General features: G+C 69.7%; 12 protein-coding genes and 1 pseudogene. 5 read left to right on the forward strand and 8 right to left on the reverse strand.

Going from position 1 to position 20,646, the window contains the following annotated elements:
- Positions 1-23: 23 nt before the first annotated feature.
- The 5 genes from ACZ4Z3_RS16960 to ACZ4Z3_RS16980 are packed head-to-tail and all read right to left on the reverse strand — an operon-like array spanning position 24 to position 5,572.
- A complete protein-coding gene (locus ACZ4Z3_RS16960; protein WP_468501717.1) occupies positions 24-902 on the reverse strand; it encodes a sugar phosphate isomerase/epimerase family protein in 879 nt (292 codons plus the stop codon).
- Between the two features lie 4 nt (positions 903-906).
- Complete coding sequence (locus ACZ4Z3_RS16965; RefSeq protein ID WP_468501718.1) at positions 907-2,079, reverse strand: substrate-binding domain-containing protein; 1,173 nt, start codon at positions 2,077-2,079, stop codon at positions 907-909.
- Positions 2,080-2,101: 22 nt separating this feature from the next.
- Positions 2,102-3,073 (reverse strand): ABC transporter permease, encoded by a 972-nt coding sequence (locus ACZ4Z3_RS16970; RefSeq protein WP_468501719.1) that lies wholly within the window; start codon positions 3,071-3,073, stop codon positions 2,102-2,104.
- A 1-nt stretch (position 3,074) separates the two neighbouring features.
- Positions 3,075-4,046 (reverse strand): ABC transporter permease, encoded by a 972-nt coding sequence (locus ACZ4Z3_RS16975; RefSeq protein ID WP_468501720.1) that lies wholly within the window; start codon positions 4,044-4,046, stop codon positions 3,075-3,077.
- Positions 4,043-5,572, reverse strand: coding sequence for a sugar ABC transporter ATP-binding protein (locus ACZ4Z3_RS16980; RefSeq protein WP_468501721.1), 1,530 nt, complete (start codon positions 5,570-5,572; stop codon positions 4,043-4,045). Before ACZ4Z3_RS16980 ends, ACZ4Z3_RS16975 begins: the two co-directional genes overlap by 4 nt.
- A gap of 596 nt (positions 5,573-6,168) precedes the next feature.
- Between ACZ4Z3_RS16980 and ACZ4Z3_RS16985 the strand changes: the two genes are divergently transcribed.
- The 3 genes from ACZ4Z3_RS16985 to ACZ4Z3_RS16995 all read left to right on the forward strand — a co-directional run bounded on the left by ACZ4Z3_RS16985 (position 6,169) and on the right by ACZ4Z3_RS16995 (position 12,661).
- Positions 6,169-9,720, forward strand: a complete 3,552-nt coding sequence (locus ACZ4Z3_RS16985; protein ID WP_468501722.1) for a ThuA domain-containing protein — start codon at positions 6,169-6,171, stop codon at positions 9,718-9,720.
- A gap of 69 nt (positions 9,721-9,789) precedes the next feature.
- Complete coding sequence (locus tag ACZ4Z3_RS16990) at positions 9,790-11,289, forward strand: arabinofuranosidase catalytic domain-containing protein (protein ID WP_468501723.1); 1,500 nt, start codon at positions 9,790-9,792, stop codon at positions 11,287-11,289.
- 28 nt (positions 11,290-11,317) lie between these two features.
- Positions 11,318-12,661, forward strand: coding sequence for a ricin-type beta-trefoil lectin domain protein (locus tag ACZ4Z3_RS16995; RefSeq protein ID WP_468501724.1), 1,344 nt, complete (start codon positions 11,318-11,320; stop codon positions 12,659-12,661).
- 56 nt (positions 12,662-12,717) lie between these two features.
- On the opposite strand, the gene ACZ4Z3_RS17000 is transcribed toward ACZ4Z3_RS16995, so the two are convergent.
- Both ACZ4Z3_RS17000 and ACZ4Z3_RS17005 read right to left on the reverse strand, forming a co-directional pair.
- The gene (locus tag ACZ4Z3_RS17000) at positions 12,718-14,430 is read right to left on the reverse strand and encodes a ThuA domain-containing protein (RefSeq protein ID WP_468501725.1); all 1,713 of its coding nucleotides are present in this window, start codon (positions 14,428-14,430) and stop codon (positions 12,718-12,720) included.
- A gap of 29 nt (positions 14,431-14,459) precedes the next feature.
- Positions 14,460-17,294, reverse strand: a complete 2,835-nt coding sequence (locus ACZ4Z3_RS17005; RefSeq protein ID WP_468501726.1) for an RICIN domain-containing protein — start codon at positions 17,292-17,294, stop codon at positions 14,460-14,462.
- A 505-nt stretch (positions 17,295-17,799) separates the two neighbouring features.
- Here ACZ4Z3_RS17005 and ACZ4Z3_RS17010 point away from each other — a divergent pair.
- Positions 17,800-18,636 (forward strand): PIG-L family deacetylase, encoded by an 837-nt coding sequence (locus ACZ4Z3_RS17010; RefSeq protein ID WP_468501727.1) that lies wholly within the window; start codon positions 17,800-17,802, stop codon positions 18,634-18,636.
- Between the two features lie 107 nt (positions 18,637-18,743).
- Positions 18,744-18,895, forward strand: a pseudogene (locus ACZ4Z3_RS17015) (alpha/beta fold hydrolase); the annotation flags it as partial.
- Here the strand turns inward: ACZ4Z3_RS17015 and ACZ4Z3_RS17020 are convergent.
- Positions 18,895-20,640: a VanW family protein gene (locus tag ACZ4Z3_RS17020; RefSeq protein ID WP_468501728.1), complete on the reverse strand. Its 1,746-nt coding sequence runs from the start codon at positions 20,638-20,640 to the stop codon at positions 18,895-18,897. The pseudogene ACZ4Z3_RS17015 and the gene ACZ4Z3_RS17020 overlap by 1 nt on opposite strands.
- Between the last annotated feature and the right edge of the window lie 6 nt (positions 20,641-20,646).

The raw sequence follows: 20,646 nt of genomic DNA on the forward strand, positions 1-20,646 counted from the left end.
TTCGGATACCAAAGCCACCCCCATCACCCTGTCGAGGGAGCGTTTTCCAGTTCGTGGAGGACGGTGCGGAGGTAGGACAGCCCGTCGCGGGCGAGGGTGTCCTGCGTCGGGGCGAGCGGCCGCCAGATCGAGGCGGCGGTGGCGATGGCCTCGTTCAGCGCGGTGAACGACTCGATGCACAGCGCGCCGCCGTAGCCGGTCGTGGCCAGGGCGGCGAGAAAGCGTGGCCAGTCGAAGTGGTCGGCGCCCGGGGCGCCGCGGTCGGTGCCGCTGACCTGGACGTGCTTGATGTGCGGACCGGCCGTGACGAGCGCCTCGTAGGGGTCGGCCTCCTCGATGTTCATGTGATAGGTGTCGATCATGAGACCGACGTTCGCGGGCAGGCCGTCGATCAGCTCCACCGCCTGCTCGACCGTGTTGACGACGCTCGTCTCATAGCGGTTGAGGGCCTCCACGCCGATGCTCACGCCCCGCTCCCCCGCGTGGTCGGCCACCGGCCCCAGGGCGCGGCGGACGTCCGCGTAGCAGGCAGCGCGCTCCACCGGTGACATCCGCCAGGTCCGTCCCACCGCGGCGTAGACCGGGCCGCCGACGCAGGGCGCGCCGACGGCCGCCGCACGGTCCACACACGTTCTCAGGTACGCCGCGGTCGAGGCGACGACCTCCGGTGGGGCGTTCACGAGGTCACGTCCGGGCGAGGTGACGGCACAGACGCCGACCGCGCGCAGGCCGTGTGCCGCCAACAGGTCCCGCGTGCGTGCCGGGTCCCAGTCACCGGGTCGCTCGATCGGCAGCTCGACCGCGTCGAAACCGAACGCGGCGATGCGGGGCACCAGTTCGGCCAGGGCCTCGTCATCGACCGGTGAGGCCCAGACCCATGGGTTCACCCCGATGGGGTACACCGGACTACTTCCAGCGCTTGGGGTAGCCGGGCAGGTCGGTGCAGCCGCACATCGCGTAGTGCAGTGGCGGCATGGTGGGGTCGACGTACTCGTCCAGGTTGTCCTGGGTGATGGTCGGCTGTGGCAGCTTCCACGGGTTCGGCACCTGCTCGCCGTCGAGGATCTTCAGCGCTGCGATGATCGGGGTGCGCCACTGGTAGGTCGGGTAGGTCGGGGCGATCGCCGTGAGCTTCTTGTCCTTCCACAGCTTCAGGAAGTCGAGCTGGTCCTCGCCGTTGATCGGCGGCACGGGCTTGCCCGCGTCCTCGAACGCCTCGACCGCCGCGCCCGCGACCGCCCCGGCGTCCATCCAGACGCCGTCGATCGTGCCGTACCGCTGGATGTAGTCGTTGACGATCTTCTTCGTTCTGGCCGGGTCGCCGTCGGTGAACTCCACGCCGACGACGTCGACGCCCGCTTTGTCGAAGGCGACCTTCGCCGCGGCCCATCGGGTCTCCAGCACGTCGACGCCGGGCAGGATGCGCAGCGCGAGCACCTTGCCGCCCGGCTTCATCTTCCGGCTGACGAACTCCGCCGCGACATGGCCGAATCCGTAGCCGCCGATCGGGTTGATGAACGTGACCGGGCAGGTCGTGTCGACGCCGCGGTCGAAGACGACGACCGGCAGGCCCTTCCGGCAGGCGGCCTCCACGGCGGGGGTGAGCGTCGCGGTGGTGTTCGGCGAGACGATGAGCGCGTGGCAGCCCTTGCCGAGCAGGTCGTTGATGTCGGCGATCTGCTTCTGGTCCTTGCCTTCGGCGTCGACGTGGACGAACTCGGAGATCCGGTCGCGGTGTGTGTCGACCTCGGCCTGCATGGTCTTGAAACCGACCTGGCGCCACGGGTTGTTGAGCCCGGCGTTGGAGAAGCAGATCTTGTGCGGTCCGGGCTTCTTGAACTTCGCGGTCTTCACCATCGCCGGGTTGAGCGCCTGCTCCCAGGGCTTGCCGGCGGGCCCGGTGGGCGCGGTGTCCAGGAGCGCGAGCTGCTTGTCGTAGTCGGCCCGCACGAAGAACTCGGACTGCTTCCCGGTGCCCGACCCGCTGCCCGCTGAGGGGGAACCCGACGCTCCGGTGGTGGGCTCGTCGGTGGCGCAGCCGGCCAGCACCAATAAGGTGCTCACGACCAGCACCGTCATGGAATGCCTCACTGGATCCCCTTCATCTGGACGGGACACGGAAGGACGCCGCCGCCACGGCGCACAGGATGATCGCGCCCTGGACGGCCGGTTCGAGGGCGCCGGAGACGCCGTAGAAGTTCATGAGCGTGAAGAGCGTCTCGAGGGTCAGCGCGCCCAGCATCGCGCCGACGACCGAACCGCGGCCCCCGCCCAGCGCGACACCACCGAGGACCGCCGCGGTGATCGCGCCGAACTCAAGGCCGGCGCCGGCCTGGAACGACACTCCGCTGTACCCGCCGATGAGGACCGCCGCGAGCGTGGCGGCGAGTCCGCTGAGGACGAACGCCATGGTCTTGGCGCGCCACACGCGTACGCCGCTCAGCTCGGCCGTCCGCGGGTTGCCGCCGACGGCGACCAGGGTGCGGCCGAAGTCCGAACGCGTCAGCACCAGCGCCAGAGCGGCCGCCGCCAGCAGGACGACAAGGGCGTACGGTATCCGGCCCAGCACGGGCACGTTCTCGAAGCCCGACCGGCCGAGCCGCCGGAACTCCTCGGAGAGGCCGCCCTTCGGGGCACCGTCGGACCACAGGTACACGGCGCCGACGAGGATCAGGAACATCCCGAGGGTCGTGATGAACGACGGCACGCGCAGCCAGGTGGTGACGAGGCCGTTGACGAGGCCGACGGCGACGCCGAACGCGAGCAGGAGCACGACGACGGGCCAGCCGGCCGACGGATCGCCGTCGATCAGCCGGGCGGCGACGACCACCTGCGCGGTGACCAGAGAGCCGACGGACAGGTCCAACTCGCCGGAGACGATCACGAAGTACTGGCCGGCGGCGAGCAGGACGATCGGCGCGGAGCGGCCGAGGAACGACATCAGCGACGGCGGCGAGAAGAAGTCCGGTTGGCGGGCGCTCAGCAGAACCAGCAGGACCAACAGGATGACGACGATCGGTGCGAGACCGCCGGAGCGGAACCCGGGGAGCCGCAGGGGGCGTGCGATCCGCATGCTAGGACGCCTTTCGCATCGCCCGGCGGGCGTAGACGGCGACCGCCGCGATGATGATCACACCACGGATCACCTGCTTGAAGAACACATCGACGTCAAGCTGGTTGAAGACGGCGTCGATGCTCGCGAGCAGCAGCACGCCGCCGACCGTGCCGACGACGCCGCCGCGCCCGCCGGCCAGGGCGGTGCCGCCGAGCACCACCGCGGCGATCGATTCCAGGTCGTACAGTCCCTCGGTGCCCACCCTCGGTGCGCCGGCGCCGAGCCGACTGGCGAGGTAGACCCCGGCGAGGCCGGCGCAGAGGGCGCACAGCACATGGGCGGTGACGAGGACCCGGCGGTTACGCACGCCGGAGAGGCGGGCGACCTCCGGGTCACCGCCCACGGCGACCAGATGGTGGCCGAAGCGGGTGCGCGCGAGCACGAACCAGGCCGCCGCGGCGACGGCGAGCAGCAGCAGGAACGCCAGCGGCACCGGGCCGACGCGCTGGTACCCGAGGCCCTGTACCAGGGCGGGTGCGGTCTTGCCGGCCGGCCCGTCGTACCCGTTGTCGAGGTATCCCTTCAGCAGCAGTCCGACACCGACGGTCGCGATGAAGGGGTTGATCCGCGCCATGGTGACGAGCAGGCCGTTGACGAGGCCGATCGCGGCGCTGGCGGCGAGCGTCAGACCGATCGCAGGCAGCAGCGCACCGTCGTCACCGGCCATGGTCTCGGCGGCGACGAGGGTGCTCAGGCTGACCACGTACGCCACCGACAGGTCCAGCGAGCCCCCGATGACGACCAGTGTCTGGCCGACCGCGACGAGGCCCAGACCTGCGGCGACGTGCAGCAGGCTCACCGTCGTCGGCAGGCTGAACAGCCGGCCGCCGTCGGCCGTGACGACGAGCCAACCGATCGCCAGGGTGAGGACCAGGGCGACGAACACGCCGGGCGGGGTCCGTCGGGCCGGCGGGGACAACGTGCCGCTCATCCGGCCGCCTCCCGCGCGGTGCCGACCGCCAGGGCGACGACATCCTCCTCCGTCGCGCCGGCGGGCAGCTCGCCGGCGATCCGGCCGTCGCGCATGACGATGATCCGGTCGCTCATGCCGAGCAGTTCGGGCAGCTCGGAGGAGACCATCAGCACGGCGGCGCCGTCGCGGGCCAGCCGGCGGACGAGATCGTGGATCGCCGACCTGGCGCCCACGTCGATGCCCCGGGTCGGCTCGTCGAAGAGCAGGATCCTCGGGGCGAGCGCGAGCCATCTGGCCAACACGACCTTCTGCTGGTTGCCACCGGACAGAAAACGGATCTCCTGGTCCTCCCGTGCGGCGCGCAGCTCGACGGCCGCGAGCAGCTCCCGGACCCGCGCGGTCCGGGCACCGCGGCCGACCCGGCCAGGGCGGACGGTGCCGACGGCGCGGACGGCGCGGACGGCCAGCAGCGCGTTGTCGAGCACCGACTGCTCGGCGACGATCCCCTCGCCCTTGCGGTCCTCGGAGACGTAGGCGATACCGGCCCGCATCGCGGCGCGGGGCGAGCGCACCCGGACCGGGGCTCCGTCGACGGCCACCTGGCCGGTGCTGAACGGTGCGGCGCCGAACAACGCGCGGGCCAACGCCGACCGGCCGGAGCCCTGCAGGCCGCCGACGCCGAGCACCTCGCCGGCGCGCAGCCGCAGGTCGATGCCGCGCAGCTTCCGGTTGCCGGCGCCCCGGACGGTCAGTCGCACCGGGCCCAGCTCCTCCGGCTTCGCCCGGTCGGGGTAGTAGCTCGACAACTCACGGCCCACCATGTGGCGCACCAGCCGATCGGCGCTGGTGTCCGCGGTGTCCAAGGTGGCCACCGCCCGGCCGTCCTTGAGCACCGTGATCCGGCTGGACAGGTCGAAGACCTCCTTGAGGCGGTGCGAGACGTACAGAACGCCCATCCCGTGTTCCTGCAGCCGCCGTACGAGCGTGTAGAGCTGGTCGACCTCGTGGTCGGCGAGAGCCGCTGTGGGCTCGTCCATGATGAGCAGCCGTGCGTCGAGGGCGAGCGCCTTGACGATCTCGACCACCTGTTGCTGCGCCACGCCGAGTCGTCCCACACGCGTGTCGGGCGGTAACGAGCCCTCCCCGATCGAGGCGAGGAGCCCCGCGGTGCGGCGGAGCATCGCTCCGCGGTCGACGAGCCCGCGGCGCAGGGGCTCGCGTCCCAGCCAGACGTTCTCCGCGACGGTGCGCTCGGGCAGGAGGGTCAACTCCTGGTGGACGATGCCGATACCGGCCTGTTGGGCCTCGCGCGGGCTGCGGAACGTGCGCGGCGCGCCGGCGAACTCGACCGTTCCCTCGTCGGGCTGATGGACGCCGGACACCACCTTCATGAGCGTGGACTTGCCGGCGCCGTTCTCGCCGACGACCGCGTGCACCTCGCCCGGCCGGACCTGGAGGTCGACGCCGTCGAGCACCCGCACGCCGAGGAACGACTTGCCGATGCCTCGAAGAGCGAGCAGCGGCGACGGCAGCAGGCCAGACATCGTGGTGGATCCTCAACATTCGCGTCGTCAGCAGGAATGAGTCACCGATAGCCGAATCGTCCGGGTACGGCCGGGCATGGAATGACAGCTCTCGCCCGCGAGCTGTCGTCGAATTGTTTCGAACTTTCGCCGGACGCAATGGCGACATCGCGGCCCCGAGGGTAAATGGATCGATGAGCGCCTGGCAATACCAGGGGAGCCAACTGCCCCATCTGGACCGGCGATCAGTCGAGAGCGACTGATACGCCAAAATCTGTTATCGAATCGCCCCGTCCACAGTCGCGCGCCGAACCATGAAGACCGCGAACCACGAAGAATGATGCGCGAAATGTGTTATGGAATCAGCCGCACCCGATCCATATTGACTGTTGCGAAACCCCGCTGCATCCTGACCCGCAGACCACGGGAGACCGTCGCATCCGGTGTGACGCCCCCCTTCTCTTCCGTAGGGAATTGACTGCCCGTCACGGCGGACGGGACGACGAGCTGACGGCACACGCGCGCCTCCGACGCGCTCAGGGACTCTGGCGCATCGGAGGTGCGGCCGGCGCGTGCCCGTGGTCATGCCATCGTTGCTCCGCCGAATAGGAGACGGCATGCGTCGCATCACATTAATCTTCGGGGCGATCGCGAGCGTGCTCCTGTCGCTCGTCATCGCCCAACCGGCGTCAGCGGCGCCGGCCTTCCGAGCCCTGGTCTTCACGAAGACGGTCGGCTACCGGCACGACTCGATCCCGGCCGGCCTGGCGATGTTCCGTGAGCAGGCGGCGGCCAACAACTTCGAGTTGGTCCACAGCGAGGACTCAAGCGTTTTCACCCCGGCGAATCTCGCCACCTTCGACGTGCTCATCATGTTCCAGACCTCGGGAATGGTGTGGTCCACGGCGTCCCAACGTCAGGCGGTGGAGGGCTATCTCGCCAGCGGCAAGGGCATCGTCTCGATCCACAACGCCACGGACATGGGCATCGAGAACGAGTACCCGTGGTGGGACCAGACCATCAACGGCGGCGCACACATGCCGGAGCACTCCCCCGGCGTGCTGGCCGGCACCGCCGTCGTCGCGGACAAGAAGCACCCGTCGACGGCCGGCCTGCCGGACCGTTGGAACCGCAGCGAGGAGTGGTACAACTTCGACCGCAACCCCCGCGGCGACGTGCACGTCCTGGTCACCGCGGACGAGCGTACGTACAACCCGGGCCCCCGCGCCATGGGGCCGGACCACCCCATCTCCTGGTGCCGCAACACCGGCGGCGGCCGTGTGTGGGCCACCGCCATGGGGCACGCCAGCGCGGCCTACAGCGAGACCCATTTCCGCAACCACGTCCTCGGGGGCGTCAAGTGGGCGGCCGGCAAGGAGTCCGGCGACTGCGGCGGCACCGTGTGGAGCAACTTCGAGAAGCGCACCCTCGACGACAACACCGCGGACCCGATGGCCCTCGCGGTCGCCCCGGACGGGCGGGTGCTCTACGTCCAGCGGGGCGGGCAGCTGAAGATCTTCAAACCGACCACCAACAGGACCGTGACGGCCGCCACGCTCAGCGTCTACACCGGCGGCGAGGACGGCCTCACCGGACTGGCGCTCGACCCCGACTTCGCCCGCAACGGCTATGTGTACCTGTATCACTCGCCGGCCGGAGTCCCGAACGACATCAACCGGGTCTCCCGGTTCACGCTCACCGGCGACACCCTGAACATGTCGAGCCAGGTGACGATCATCGACATCCCCGCGACCCGTGACCGCACGTTCGCGGAGCCCGGACACACGGGCGGGTACATCGAGTTCGGCCCCGACAAGAACCTCTACATCGGCACCGGGGACGACGTCCCACCGAACCTCGACCCCAACTGGCAGGGCTACGCCCCGCTGGACTGGCGGCAGGGCAAGGCCAACCTCGACGCCGCACGCACCGCCGGCAACACCAACGACCTGCGGGGCAAGCTCCTGCGCATCCGGCCGTCGGCCGACGGCGGCTACACCGTCCCGGCCGGCAACCTCTACCCGCAGGGCACGGCGCAGACCCGGCCGGAGATCTACGCGATGGGCTTCCGCAACCCGTTCCGCTTCTCGATCGACCCGGAGAACGGGTGGGTCTACCTCGCCGACTACGGCCCGGACCGGAACCCGCCCACGACCAACCGCGGCCCCGAAGGGCTCGTCGAGCTCAATGTCATCAAGGCCCCGGGCAACTACGGCTGGCCGTTCTGCCACGGCGACAACCAGGCCTACGCGCCCTACAACCCGAGCACCGGCGCCGTCGGCGCCAAGTTCAACTGCAACGCGCCGGTCAACAACTCGCCGAACAACACCGGCCTGACCAGCCTCAAGCCGATCGTCGCGCCGAACATGTGGTACGGCTACGGCGTCTCACCGAACTTCCCCGAACTCGGCTCCGGCGGCTCGGGGCCGATGGGCGGACCCGTCTACCGCTACGACGCCGCGAACCCGTCCGAGACGAAGTTCCCGCCCTACTACGACGGGGTCCACTTCTTCTACGAGTGGTCGCGCCACACCGTCAAGGAGGTCCACTTCGACTCCGCGACGGCGGTCACCCGGACCAACCCCTTCATGCCCGCCGCCAAGTTCCTCAAGCCGATGGACATGGAGTTCGGGCCCGACGGCTCGCTGTACCTGCTCGAATGGGGCAACAACTTCTCCGGTGGCAACAACGACTCGGGGCTCTACCGCATCGACTACAACCACGGCGGACGGTCGCCGATCGCCAAGGCCACCGGAACGCCCACCAACGGGGACGCGCCGCTGAACGTGCAGTTCAGCAGCGCGGGGTCCACGGACCCGGATCCCGGCAGCACGCTCGGCTACCACTGGACGTTCGGCGACGGCACCACGTCCACGGCGGCCAACCCGTCACACACCTACACAGCCAACGGCAACTACACCGCCCAGCTCAAGGTCACCGACAACACCGGCAGGACAGCCTTCGCCAACGTGCCGATCACCGTGGGCAACACCGCGCCGACCGTCACCCTCACCATTCCGTCCAACGGCGGCATGCTGGACTTCGGCGACCGCGTCCCGTACAAGGTGTCCGTCTCGGACCCCGGCGGCGCGCCCGTCGACTGCGCCAAGGTGTTCGTCAACCCCGCCCTCGGCCACGACGACCACCAGCACGAGACCACGGACCATCCGGGGTGCTCGGGCACCATCGACACGACGCTGCTGGGCGGGCACCCCGACGGCGCCAACCTGTACTACGTGCTCAACGCCCGCTACACCGACGACGGCGGTCCCGGCGGTGCGAACCCGCTCACCGGCTACGCCCAGGTGATCCTCCAGCCCAAGCACAAGCAGGCCGAGTTCTACACGGACCAGTCGGGTGTGCAGATCGTCGAGCAGGCCGGCGCGGAGAGCGGCAAGCGGGTCGGCGACATCTCCGACGGCGACTGGATCGCGTTCAAACCGATGAGTCTGTCGGGCATCACGAGCGTGAAGTACCGCCTGTCGTCGCCGAGCGGCGGCGGATCGATCGAACTGCGCGCCGACTCCCCGACCGGCACGCTCCTGGCCACGACACCGGTGCCCAGCACCGGCGGCTGGAACACGTACCAGTCCACGTCGGCGGTGAACACAGCCGATCTCTCCGGCTCGCACCCGCTCTACCTGGTGTTCAAGGGCACCTCGAACAACTGGTTCGACCTCGACTCGCTCACCTTCGGCGGCAACGGGGTCGGCGAACCGGGCAGCGGCGGCGGTGGCGTCGCCGGTCGGACCTGGACGGTGGCGGCGCAGCACAGCGGAAAGTTCATGGATGTCAGCGAGGCCTCGACCGCTGACGGCGCCCAGATCGTCCAGTGGCCGTCCACCGGCGGCAACAACCAGAAGTGGCAGGCCGTCGACGCCGGTGGCGGCGCCGTCTATCTGAAGGCGGCGCACAGCGACAAGTGCCTCGCCGTCACGGGCGGGTCCACCACCCAGGGCGCGTTCCTGCAACAGTCCACCTGCAACAACGGCAATCCGCAGAAGTTCCTCGTCACCCCGTCGGCCACGGCGGGCGTGTACACGATGAAGAGCGTCCCCAGTGGACTGTGCGTCGACGTCAACGGCGGCTCGACGGCCGACGGCGCACGGCTCCTGCAGTGGAGCTGCCACAGCGGCACCAACCAGCAGTGGCGGTTCACCGCCGTATAGCCCGTCCGATGGATGCCCGGCGCGGTCGCGCGCCGGGCATCACTTCCTACGACCAGGTGAGGAACCGCCATGGTGTTTCGAATACCTCGGCCCCGCCGGTACGGACGTCTGTCCGCGCTGGGCACCGCCCTGGCGCTTGTCGCCGTCGGCGCCACGGCGGTGGCGGCACCGATCGAGCCCGGGCAGAGCGCCCCCATCGTGGGGGCGCAGTCCGGCCGCTGTCTGACCGTCCCCGGCGGAACCACCAACGGCACCCAGACCCAACTCTGGGACTGCACCGGCGCGGCCGGCCAGACCTGGACCTACACCACCGGCAGACAACTGACCCTCCCCGGCAACAAGTGCCTCGACGCCAGCGGAAGCGGCACCACCAACGGCACCCCGGTCATCATCTGGGACTGCAACGGCCAGACCAACCAACAGTGGAACGTCAACCCCGACGGCACCATCACCGGCGTCCAGTCCGGACTCTGCCTCGACGCCAACGCCGGCGGCACCGCCAACGGCACCAGGACCATCCTCTGGTCCTGCCACAGCGGCACCAACCAGCAGTGGAGCTCACCGACCCCGCCGCCGGACCCGCCCGACCCGCCGGTGCCGGGCGGCGCGAGCACATGCGACATCTACGCCTCGGGCGGCACCCCCTGCATCGCCGCCCACAGCACCGTACGGGCGCTCTACGGCACCTACAACGGCAACCTCTACCAGGTCCGGCGCTCGTCCGACAGCACGGCCCGGAACATCGGCGTCCGGAGCGCGGGGGGCGCCGCCGACGCGGCGACGCAGGACTCGTTCTGCACGGGGACCACCTGTGTCATCACCGTCGTCTACGACCAGTCCGGCCGCGGGAACGACCTGTGGTACCAGGGATCGAGTGTGGTTCCCGGCTCCCCCCAGAGCCGCCCGGCGACCGCGACGTCGGAGTCACTGACGGTCGGCGGCAGCAAGGCCTACTCGCTCTACATCAATCCCGGCAACAGCTACTGGCGGGACGGCCACCTGACCGGCGTGCCGACCGGCAGCGCCCCCGAAGGCATGTACATGGTGACCAGCGGCACCCATGTCAACGGCGGCTGCTGCTTCGACTACGGCAACAGTGAGACGACCCGGGCGGCCGACGCGGCCGGGGCGATGGACGCGATCAATTTCAGCACCCAGTGCTGGTTCGGCGGGTGCGTCGGCAACGGTCCATGGGTTCAGGCCGACCTCGAATGGGGGCTCTATTCCGGTGGCAGTCAGACCTGGAACCCGAACCAGCGGGCCTTCACCAGCAAGTTCGTGACGGCGATGTTGAAGAACAACGGGACGAGCCGTTTCGCGCTCAGGGGTGCCAACGCCCAGACCGGAAGCCTGACCACGCTCTGGGACGGCGCGCTTCCGCCCGGCTACAGCCCCATGAAGAAGCAGGGCGCCATCATCCTCGGCAGCGGTGGTGACTGCTGCAAGCCCGGCGGCGGCGCGAACCTCAGCGCCGGCACCTTCTACGAGGGCGCGATGGTGTCCGGCTACCCGTCCGACGCGACCGACAACGCGGTACAGGCCAACATCGTCGCCGCCGGCTACCGCTGAGTCGCTCATCCATGAAGGGAGAAACGTGATGCGACAACGCAGCAACCGTCACCGATGGCGCACACCGATCGCCGTGGCCATCACCCTCTTACTCGCCGCGGCCGGCATCAGCGGCATCGGACTGACGTCCGCCGCCGCCGCCGAGGCGCCCTCCGTCGCCCCGAGCGCCGGATGCGGCAAGCCCCCCACGCTGTCGAGCGGTCCGCGCTCGATCCAGAGCAGCGGCAGGACGCGGAACTACATCCTGCGGCTGCCCGCCAACTACGACAACAACCGCCCGTACCGGCTGGTCTTCGGTTTCCACTGGAACGGCGGCACGGCAGGCGACGTCGACTCGGGCGGAACCAGCGGATACTCCTGGTCGTACTACGGCCTGCGGGCGATCTCGAACGACAGCGCGATCTTCGTCGCGCCCCAGGGCCTCGGGAATGGCTGGGCCAATTCCAACGGCGAGGACCTGACCTTCGTGGACGACATGGTCAGGCAGATCGACGCGGGCCTGTGTGTCGACACGAACCAGCGCTTCGCCGGGGGCTTCAGCTACGGCGGCGGCATGAGTTTCGCACTCGCGTGCGCCCGGCCGACAGTGTTCCGCGCGGTCGCCGTCTACGCGGGCGGCCAGTTGAGCGGGTGCAACGGCGGCACCCAGCCGGTCGCGTACATCGGACTGCACGGCTTGCGGGACCCGGTGCTCCCGATCGCCACGGGACGTTCGCTGCGCGACAGGTTCGTGCGGAACAACGGCTGCACTCCCCAGAACCCGCCGGAGCCGGCACGGGGCAGCCTCACGCATGTCGTCACGACCTACTCGGGGTGCCGCGCCGGCTACCCCGTGGCATGGGCCGCGTTCGACGCGGGCCACACGCCGGGTCCTGTCGATGGATCGCCCGGCGACTACGAACCGGGTGAGAGGTCGTGGACCCGGGCGGTGGTGTGGAACTTCTTCACGCAGCTGGACGGCTCGACGCCGACCCCGCCGGACCCGCCGAACCCGACCACGTTCCGCCTGCGCAGCGAGAGTGCTGGCCGGTGCCTGGACGTCAACGGCGCGAACGCGGCCAACGGCACACCGATGATCGTCTGGGACTGCCACGGCAACGCCAACCAGCAGTTCACCCAGAACGGTCAGGCGCTGCAGGTGCTGGGCAAGTGCCTGAACGTTCCGCCCGGTGCCGCCGCCGGCACGCGGGTACAGATCCAGGACTGCGACGGTGCCACCAACCAGCAGTGGGCCGTCAACAGCAACGGCACGATCCGCAACGCTCAGAACGGTTTGTGCCTGGACGTCAGCGGCGCAGGCACCGCCAACGGCTCCGCGGTCGTCGTGTGGAGCTGCCACGACGGCGCCAACCAGCGCTGGGCGCGAGCCTAGACGCACGAGAGGGCCACCTCCCCCTGGGAGGTGGCCCTTTGGCGTGCCGCGTCAGCTCAGGGCAGGGTCCATTTCTGGTTGGCGCCGCCGTGGCAGGACCACAGGTGCACCAGGGTGCCGTCCGAGGAGTTGGCGCCGGACACATCCAGGCACTTGCCCGACTGCGGGTTCCTCAGCGACCCGTCCTGGGCCGCCTGCCAGTTCTGGTTGGCGCCCCCGTTGCAGGTCCACAACTGGACCTTCGCCCCGTCCGCCGTGCTGTTGCCGCTGACGTCCAGGCACTTGCCCAACGCCTTGACCGTCGACCCCGGCGCCACCGTCCACTGCTGCCTCGCCGAACCCGTACAGGACGAGATCTGCACCGCCGTCCCATCCGCGGAGCCGCCGTCACGGACATCCAGACACTTGCCCGCGACCCCCACGATCCGCCCGGCGCCGGGGGTGGGTGGCGGGCTGCCGCCCAGCTCCTTGATCCGGACGTTGCGGAACGACACGTCGTCCCCCGTGCCGTGGTTCTGGATGCCGACGTGACCGGCGAGCGAGCGGGCGGGATCGGTGTTGGTGAAGTCATTGATCTTCACGCCGTTGAGCCAGACCTGGAGCCGCTCGCCCTCCACCAGCAACTCGAAGGTGTTCCACTCGCCCGGTGGGTTGAGCGCCGCGTCCCGGGCAGCCGTGTCCGGGGCCTTGACGGCGTAGATCGAGCCCGTCGTGCGGTCGGGCGCGTCGGTGGCGTCGATCTGGACCTCGTAGCCGTTGTCCAGTGCCGACTGCGGGTCGCTCGTGGGTGGGAAGCCCACGATCACGCCGGAGTTGTCGTCGCCGGGCATCTTCCAGTCCAGCTTCAGGGAGTAGTTGGTGAACTGCCGGGCGCTGTACCAGAGCATGCCCATGCCGCCGTACGAGGTGAGGGTGGCGTCCGTGTTGGTGAAGCCGCCCGGGCCGGCCTGCGACCAGCCGGTGGTCGAGCCGTTGTAGAGGGGCGTATAGCCGGTCTCGGGCCGGCAGTCGGCCTTGGTCCGGCCCGCCGCGTACCGGATGCCGCCGAGCAGGTGCGCCCGGAACGCGGGCTCCGCGTACGACGCCTGGCTGTGCCCGCCGCCGGTGTAGAAGGCCCGGCCCCCGGAGTAGGTCTTGCACCAGCTGTGCGGGTGGTCGGCGCCCATCGAGCCACCCGAGTACGACGACTCGTCGAGCGTGGTGAGCACGCGCGCGGTGGTGCGGGGGTTGGTCCGGAAGTTGTACCACTCATCGGTGCGGGTCCAGGTCTGCGGCAGGTGGGCGGTCGCCGCGTGCGCCCGCCCCTCCACCTTGACGTTGGCCTGCTGGACGGCGGGGTGCGAGGCGAAGTAGGCGCCGACCAGATCGCCGTAGAACGGCCAGTTGTACTCCGTGTCCGCGGCCGAGTGGACGCCGACGAAGCCGCCGCCCGAGCCGATGTACGACTGGAAGGCCGACTGCTGGGCGTCGTTCAGGACGTCGCCGGTGGTGTTGAGGAAGACCACCGCCTCGTAGCGGCTGAGGTTGCCGGTGGTGAACTGGCTGCCGTCCTCCGTGGCCGTCACCGTGAAACTGTTGGCCGCGCCGAGGTCGCGGATGGCCTGGATCCCCGCCGGGATCGAGTCGTGCCGGAAACCGGCCGTCCTGGAGAACACGAGGACGTCGTAGGCCGTGTCCGCGGCGTGGACGGGGTGGGGCTGCCCGAGGAGGGCCAGGGTGGCGAATGCCGTGGCCGCCCCACCGAGCAGGGTTCGGGGTCGTCTGCGCATGTGCGTCGCTCCCTTCTTGGTGACCGACATCAGGGCAGGGTCCATTTCTGGTTGGCCCCGCCGTGGCAGGACCACAGGTGCACCAGGGTGCCGTCCGAGGAGTTGGCGCCGGACACATCCAGGCACTTGCCCGACTGCGGGTTCCTCAGCGACCCGTCCTGGGCCGCCTGCCAGTTCTGGTTGGCGCCGCCGTTGCAGGTCCACAACTGGACCTTCGCCCCGTCCGCCGTGCTGTTGCCGCTGACGTCCAGGCACTTGCCCAACGCCTTGACCGTCGATCCCGGCGCCACCGTCCACTGCTGCCTCGCCGAACCCGTACAGGACGAGATCTGCACCGCCGTCCCATCCGCGGAGCCGCCGTCACGGACATCCAGACACTTGCCCGCGACCCCCACGATCGGGCCCGCGGACGGGCCGCCGCCGGTGTCGAAGGTGAACGCGTCGACGTCGAAGAGGAATCCGGAGCCGCCGGCGAAGGTCAGGTAGAGCGTGGTGGTGCCGGCCGGTGCACCGGAGATCGAGCCGCCCACGGTGGTGAAGTTCGTCCACGAGCCGGTGACCGGGACGGTGGCGGAGCCGAGGACGGTGCCGGTCGGCGAGCCGGCCCGAACCTGCAACGTGCCGCCCGCGCCGGCTGACGACACCCGGGCACTGAACGAGGTGGCGTTGCTGAGCCTGTACGGCTCGAACGCGATCCAGTCGCCGTTCTCGATGTCGCCGACGGACTTGCCGCCCTCGGCGGTCGACTTGTCCAAGGTGCTGACGCCCGACGACGTCTTGTGGTGCTCGGCCTGCCGGTGCTTCGGCTGGAGGATGTGCTGCGTGTGCGTGGTAAGTCCGGCGTTGTCGGTGTACTCGGCGTCGAAGACCCCGAAGATGTTCGCCGCGTCGTCGTGCTCACCGTCGACCGGGATGGTGATCGTGCCGGAGCAACCGGTCTTCGAGGTGATCGGGTGACCGTGGCTGTCGTGACCGACGATGTACGTCATCTTGACCTTGGCGCAGTCGACGGTGCCGTCCTCCGGATCCGTCACGGTGACACTGAACGGCACGGTGTCGCCGAAGGCGAAGATCTCCCCCGCGGCGGGCCTGTTGATGGTCACGGTCGGCGCCGTGTTGCCGACCGTGATCCGCACGTCGGCGGTGCCGGTCGCACCCTGCGGGTCGCGCACGGTCAGCGTGGCCGTGTAGTTCCCGTTCGTGTTGTACGTCTTCGTCGGGTTGGCGGCGGTGGAGCTGGTGCCGTCACCGAAGCTCCACGCATAGGTCAGCGCCCCACCGTCAGGGTCGGACGAGCCGGCCGAGGAGAAGGTCACGGTCAGCGGCGCCGCGCCGGAGGTCCGGTTGGCGCCGGCCACCGCCGTGGGCGCGCGGTTGCCGACGCCGACGTAGTCGAAGCGGTACAGGGCGGAGTTCTGGTCGCCCTGGTAATACCCGGTGCCGTAGTCCAGCACGTAGTAGGAGCCGTCCGGGCCGAACGCCGAGTCGATCACCTGCTTGCCGGTCCAGGGGAAGCTGTCGATGGTCCCCGGGGAGCCGTCGGCGTTGAGGTGGATCGGCTTGATCCAGCCGCGGCCGAACTCCGTGGCGAAGAACTGCCCGTCGAACGACTGGGGGAACTTCGTGGGCGAGCTGACGTCGGGGTCGTATCGGTACACCGGGCCCGCCATCGGCGACTCCGAGCCGCCTCCGAACGCCGGCGGGCTGCCGGCGTCGCCGCCGTAGCGGATCCAGGCGGCCTTGGCGGGCGGCAGCGTGCTCAGGCCGGTGTTGCGGAACGAGTTGTTCGTCGCCCCGCCCGAGCAGTTGTACTTCGCGCCCGCCGTGTTGGTGGCGAAGTCCCACTCGGCGAACGTCTCGGCGTTCGTGTTCGTGCCGTTGCAGTACGGCCAGCCGTAGAAACCCGGGCCCGTGACGCGGTTGAACTCGACCTGGCCCTGCGGCCCGCGCGCCGAGGTGGCGCCGGCGTCGGGGCCGTAGTCGCCGACGTAGACGACGCCGGTGGCCTTGTCGACGCTCATCCGGAACGGGTTGCGCAGGCCCATCGCGTAGATCTCCGGCCGGGTCCTGGCCGTGCCGGGCGCGAACATGTTGCCCGCCGGGATCGAGTACGACCCGTTCTCGTTCACCTTGATCCGTAGGATCTTGCCGCGCAGGTCGTTGGTGTTGGCGGCGGTGCGCTGGGCGTCGAACGCCGGGTTGCGGTTGGTGCGTTCGTCGAGCGGGGAGTATCCGGCGGACTCGAACGGGTTGGTGTCGTCGCCGGTGGACAGGTACAGGTTGCCCGCCGCGTCGAAGTCGATGTCTCCGCCGGCGTGGCAGCAGATGCCGCGGTCGGCCGGCACGTCGAGGACATCCACTTTGCTGGACTGGTTGATCGTGAAGTCGCTGTTCAGCGTGAACCGGGAGAGCCTGTTGACGCCCTGCCACGTCGACCAGTTGCCGCCGGTGGTCGGTGCGTCGCCGCCCGGTGTGGACAGCGGCGGGGCGTAGTAGAGGTAGATGTGCCGGTTGGTGGCGAAACCCGGGTCGACGCCGATGCCTTGCAGGCCGTCCTCGTCGTGCACGTAGACGGGGATGGTGCCGATGACCGTGGTGGTGCCGTTGGCATCGGTGCGGCGCACGGTCCCGTTGCGAGCGGTGTGCAGCACCGACCGGTCGGCGAGCACCGCCAGTGACATCGGCTCACCGACCTCCGCCACCCCACGGGCCAGTTGCACCTGCTGGAAGTCGGCGGCGTTGATCGGGTGCGCCGCGGCCGGCGTCGCGCCGGACAGGTTCGCGATGAGAGCGGCCGCGACCAGGAGCAGAGCCGAACCGATGGCCGGCCAACGTGTGACCGTGACCCTGATTTTCATGAACATGACAATGGTGTCCCCTTCCTGAACAGATGACTGCCAGGCGTGGGGCGCGCGCTGCCGCGCCGATGCCGTAGCGGGATGTCGCCGCTTCGGCCCGCCAGGTGTGGTTCAGCGGGCCACTACGCCGAGCGGGGGCAACCGCTCGGAAGGAGCAGGAGTCGATGGCTACCGCGCTGTCGGGTCACATCGACGTCTCTGATGGTCCGTCAGCAAGGCTAGGAGACTTCAGCCCGGCGTGTCCACACTTCGCCCCGGATCAGCCGGGCTTTGGGTTCGAGCCTCTCATCAGAACGACAGACCGTTCGCGCCGTACTCCGACGCCTGAAACCAAGCGTCCGTGCTGGGAACATCCGGCACGGTCCGCGCGGTTGATCAAGTGAGGGGCGGGGACCACGCACGCCGGGATCACGGGGACCGTGAGGTCGTCCGCCGCGCCGGGCCCGGACCCCCAGGTCGCGGTAGGCCGCCGTACTTGGATCAAGACATACGTCCGTAGGAGGACTGATTCGTGACTGACCGCCCCCTGACGCTCATGGCAGTACACGCCCACCCGGACGACGAGGCCACGGGAACCGGAGGGGTCCTCGCGCGGTACGCGGCGGAAGGCATTCGCACGGTGCTCGTGACGTGCACCGACGGCGGCTGCGGTGACGGGCCCGGGGGTGTCAAACCGGGCGACCCAGGACACGATCCGGCTGCGGTCGCCTCGATCCGCCGTCAGGAACTCGAGGCCAGCTGCGAGGTCCTGAAGATCAGCGATCTGGAGATGCTGGGCTATGCGGACTCCGGGATGGTGGGCTGGCCGAGCAACGACGCCCCCGAATCCTTCTGGCAGACCCCCGTGGAGAAGGGCGCGGCCCGGCTCGCGGAACTCATGCGGCACTACCGACCCGATGTGGTCGTCACCTATGACGAGAACGGCTTCTACGGCCACCCCGACCACATCCAGGCCCACCGCGTCACGATGGCGGCGCTGGACATGACCGAGGACCTGGCACCGAAGGTCTACTGGACCACGATGCCCCGCTCTGCGGTGCGGCGGTTCGGCGAGATCATGCGCGAGTTCGATCCGGACATGCCGGAGCCGGATCCCGCCGAGGCCGCCGCGATGGCCCAGATCGGCCTCCCCGATGATGAGATCACCACGTGGGTGGACACCACCGCGTTCAGCGGTCAGAAGTTCGACGCGTTGGCCGCGCACGCCAGCCAGGGCGAGAACATCTTCTTCCTCGGGATGGGCAGGGAGAGGTTCGGCGAGTTCATGGGCGTGGAGACGTTCTTGCGCGTCCGGGACACCACCGGCGCCGCCCTACCCGAGAGCGATCTCTTCGCCGGCCTGCGCTGATCCGCCTGTCCGACGGGCGGAGGAGGCACATCGACGGGACAGCGCGAGAGGCCGGAACGCCGGGCGGTGGGGCAGCGCTGTCGGAAAACCGCCCCTCAGCGCTGCCGCGGGAGGACGGGGTGGACGAGCTGCTCCAGGTGGGCGCCCGCCCCGGCTGTCCGACCGTCGCCCGGAGCGTGTACCGCAACCTGCCAGCCTCATCGGGGCCCGTTCGCTCTCCCCCGGGATCAAGGCTCCGGTTCACCTCGTCTACGGGGACTACCGGGCGGCGAGGGTGCCGTTGCCGTTGTCCGGAGGCTGGGGGGCTTCGCAGGTGATCTCGTCGCGGGGGGTGTAGTGGGTGTGGAACGGCTCCCGCTTCACCACCGTGCCGTCGTCGTGGAAGACACGCTCGACGGTGACGTCGAAGCCTTCCAGCGGGGTCTGCGGCACGCACTTCTCGTCGGTGCTCACCTGCTTCTCCGGCGGCCGCACGTTGGTCCGGGGGCCCTTCACCGACTCGATCTCGTCGTACTTCTTGGTGCCGAGGAAGGAGACCGTCACCGAGGTGTCCGTGGCCTCGGCCTGGATGTATATCGCGTGGCCGGAGTCGTTGGTGAACCTGAGATCGAGGCTGCCCCAGGCGACCGTCGCCTCACGGCCCTCCGGGTACCGCTCGATGTAGAAGGAGTGGGCGCCGTGCTCCACCGGCTTGACCCCGGCGAAGAACATCGCGTTGAACATGGTCGTGGCCACGGCGGAGACACCGCCGCCGGGCGCCTCCTTGAACTTGTCGTCGAGGATCATGATGCCGTCGACGAAGCCGTTGGCCGCGGTGCGCTCCCCCACGGTCCGGTTGAAGCTCCAGGTCTCGCCGGGCTGTACCACGGAGCCGTTGATGAGTTGCGCGGCCCGTCCGATGTTCTTCGTGCGGTACGGGGCCGGTTCGAAGTCGACCGTGAAGGAGGACATCTTCTCCGTCAGCCCCAGCCGCGCCGCGTTCTCGCGGGTCACCTCCGGCTGGATCCGTCGCACGGCCACGTCCCCGCTGCGGGCGGCGCCCGTCCTGGTGAGCAGCGGCAGCACGGCCTTGGTCAGCGCCTGGCCGGTGACCTGCGTGCCGGTCCGGGCGTCGTCGGCCACCACGACCCGGTCGCCGTCCAGCCGCAGTCGTGCGTTCTCGGCCGTCGTGGTCAGGCCGGCCAGGGGGCGGGCCACCGCTGGGGCGGAGCGCAGCCCCTTGCCGTCCAGTTCCGGGAGCAGTTCGCCGGAGTCGTCCGGCCGCATCGTCAGGTGCTCGCCCACGACGGTGGGGCTGAGCGTGAACTGTCTGCCGCCCGCGGTGAGCGTGACGGGAGCCGACATGGCGGGCCGGGCGAAGTCGCGCACCGCTCGCCGTACCTCAGCCGCCGTCACCTTCGGCCGGGTCTCGCGGGTGGGCAGTGCCGTGACCGCGTTCGCCTGGCCGTGCAGGAATGAGGTCCGCAGGGTGTCGACCGCGGCGTCCACGTCCAGTGCGTAGCCACGGCGCGGGGTGACCTGCTCGACATGGCCCTCCTCGAAGGTCACGGCTCCGTCGCGCACCTTCTGGTCGAGGTTCCGCGCCAGTTTCCCGAGGGCGGTGCGGGCCTTGCTCTTGTCGAGATCCACGACCGGCTCGATGTCGTCCCCCGAGCGGAAGAACGCGCCGATCACGCTGAACGGATCGGAGGCGGTGCGCGCCGCGCGGTCGACGGTCCGCTCGGTGTCGAAGCCGAGTCCGGCGCGGCGAGGGTCGAGGGTTCCCTTCCGGTCTCCGACCTTCACGGCCAGCTCCTTCGGGCCGGCCGCCGCGAAGTGATCGTCCAGCTTGCGGATGGCTTCCGCGCGGCTGAGGCCCCCGATGTCCACCCCGCGCACCGTCGTCCCCGCTTCGATCTCACCACCCGTGACGAGCAGCCCGGCCAGATACAGACCGCCGAGGCCCACGGTCAGCGCGCCGCCGGTCAGGGCGAGGGGCGGCACGGAGGCTATTCGAAGGCGCATGGGTCT

The organism is Streptomyces sp. NPDC030296, assembly GCF_055572815.1.

What these genes read in the sequence shown, in the direction of transcription:
- ACZ4Z3_RS16965 (WP_468501718.1), bottom strand. Translation starts at nt 2,079, where the DNA reads ATGACGGTGCTGGTCGTGAGCACCTTATTGGTGCTGGCCGGCTGCGCC.
- ACZ4Z3_RS16970 (WP_468501719.1), bottom strand. Translation starts at nt 3,073, where the DNA reads ATGCGGATCGCACGCCCCCTGCGGCTCCCCGGGTTCCGCTCCGGCGGT.
- ACZ4Z3_RS17000 (WP_468501725.1), bottom strand. Translation starts at nt 14,430, where the DNA reads ATGCGCAGACGACCCCGAACCCTGCTCGGTGGGGCGGCCACGGCATTC.
- ACZ4Z3_RS16990 (WP_468501723.1), top strand. Translation starts at nt 9,790, where the DNA reads ATGGTGTTTCGAATACCTCGGCCCCGCCGGTACGGACGTCTGTCCGCG.
- ACZ4Z3_RS16995 (WP_468501724.1), top strand. Translation starts at nt 11,318, where the DNA reads ATGCGACAACGCAGCAACCGTCACCGATGGCGCACACCGATCGCCGTG.
- ACZ4Z3_RS16980 (WP_468501721.1), bottom strand. Translation starts at nt 5,572, where the DNA reads ATGTCTGGCCTGCTGCCGTCGCCGCTGCTCGCTCTTCGAGGCATCGGC.
- ACZ4Z3_RS16975 (WP_468501720.1), bottom strand. Translation starts at nt 4,046, where the DNA reads ATGAGCGGCACGTTGTCCCCGCCGGCCCGACGGACCCCGCCCGGCGTG.
- ACZ4Z3_RS16985 (WP_468501722.1), top strand. Translation starts at nt 6,169, where the DNA reads ATGCGTCGCATCACATTAATCTTCGGGGCGATCGCGAGCGTGCTCCTG.
- ACZ4Z3_RS17005 (WP_468501726.1), bottom strand. Translation starts at nt 17,294, where the DNA reads ATGTTCATGAAAATCAGGGTCACGGTCACACGTTGGCCGGCCATCGGT.
- ACZ4Z3_RS17020 (WP_468501728.1), bottom strand. Translation starts at nt 20,640, where the DNA reads ATGCGCCTTCGAATAGCCTCCGTGCCGCCCCTCGCCCTGACCGGCGGC.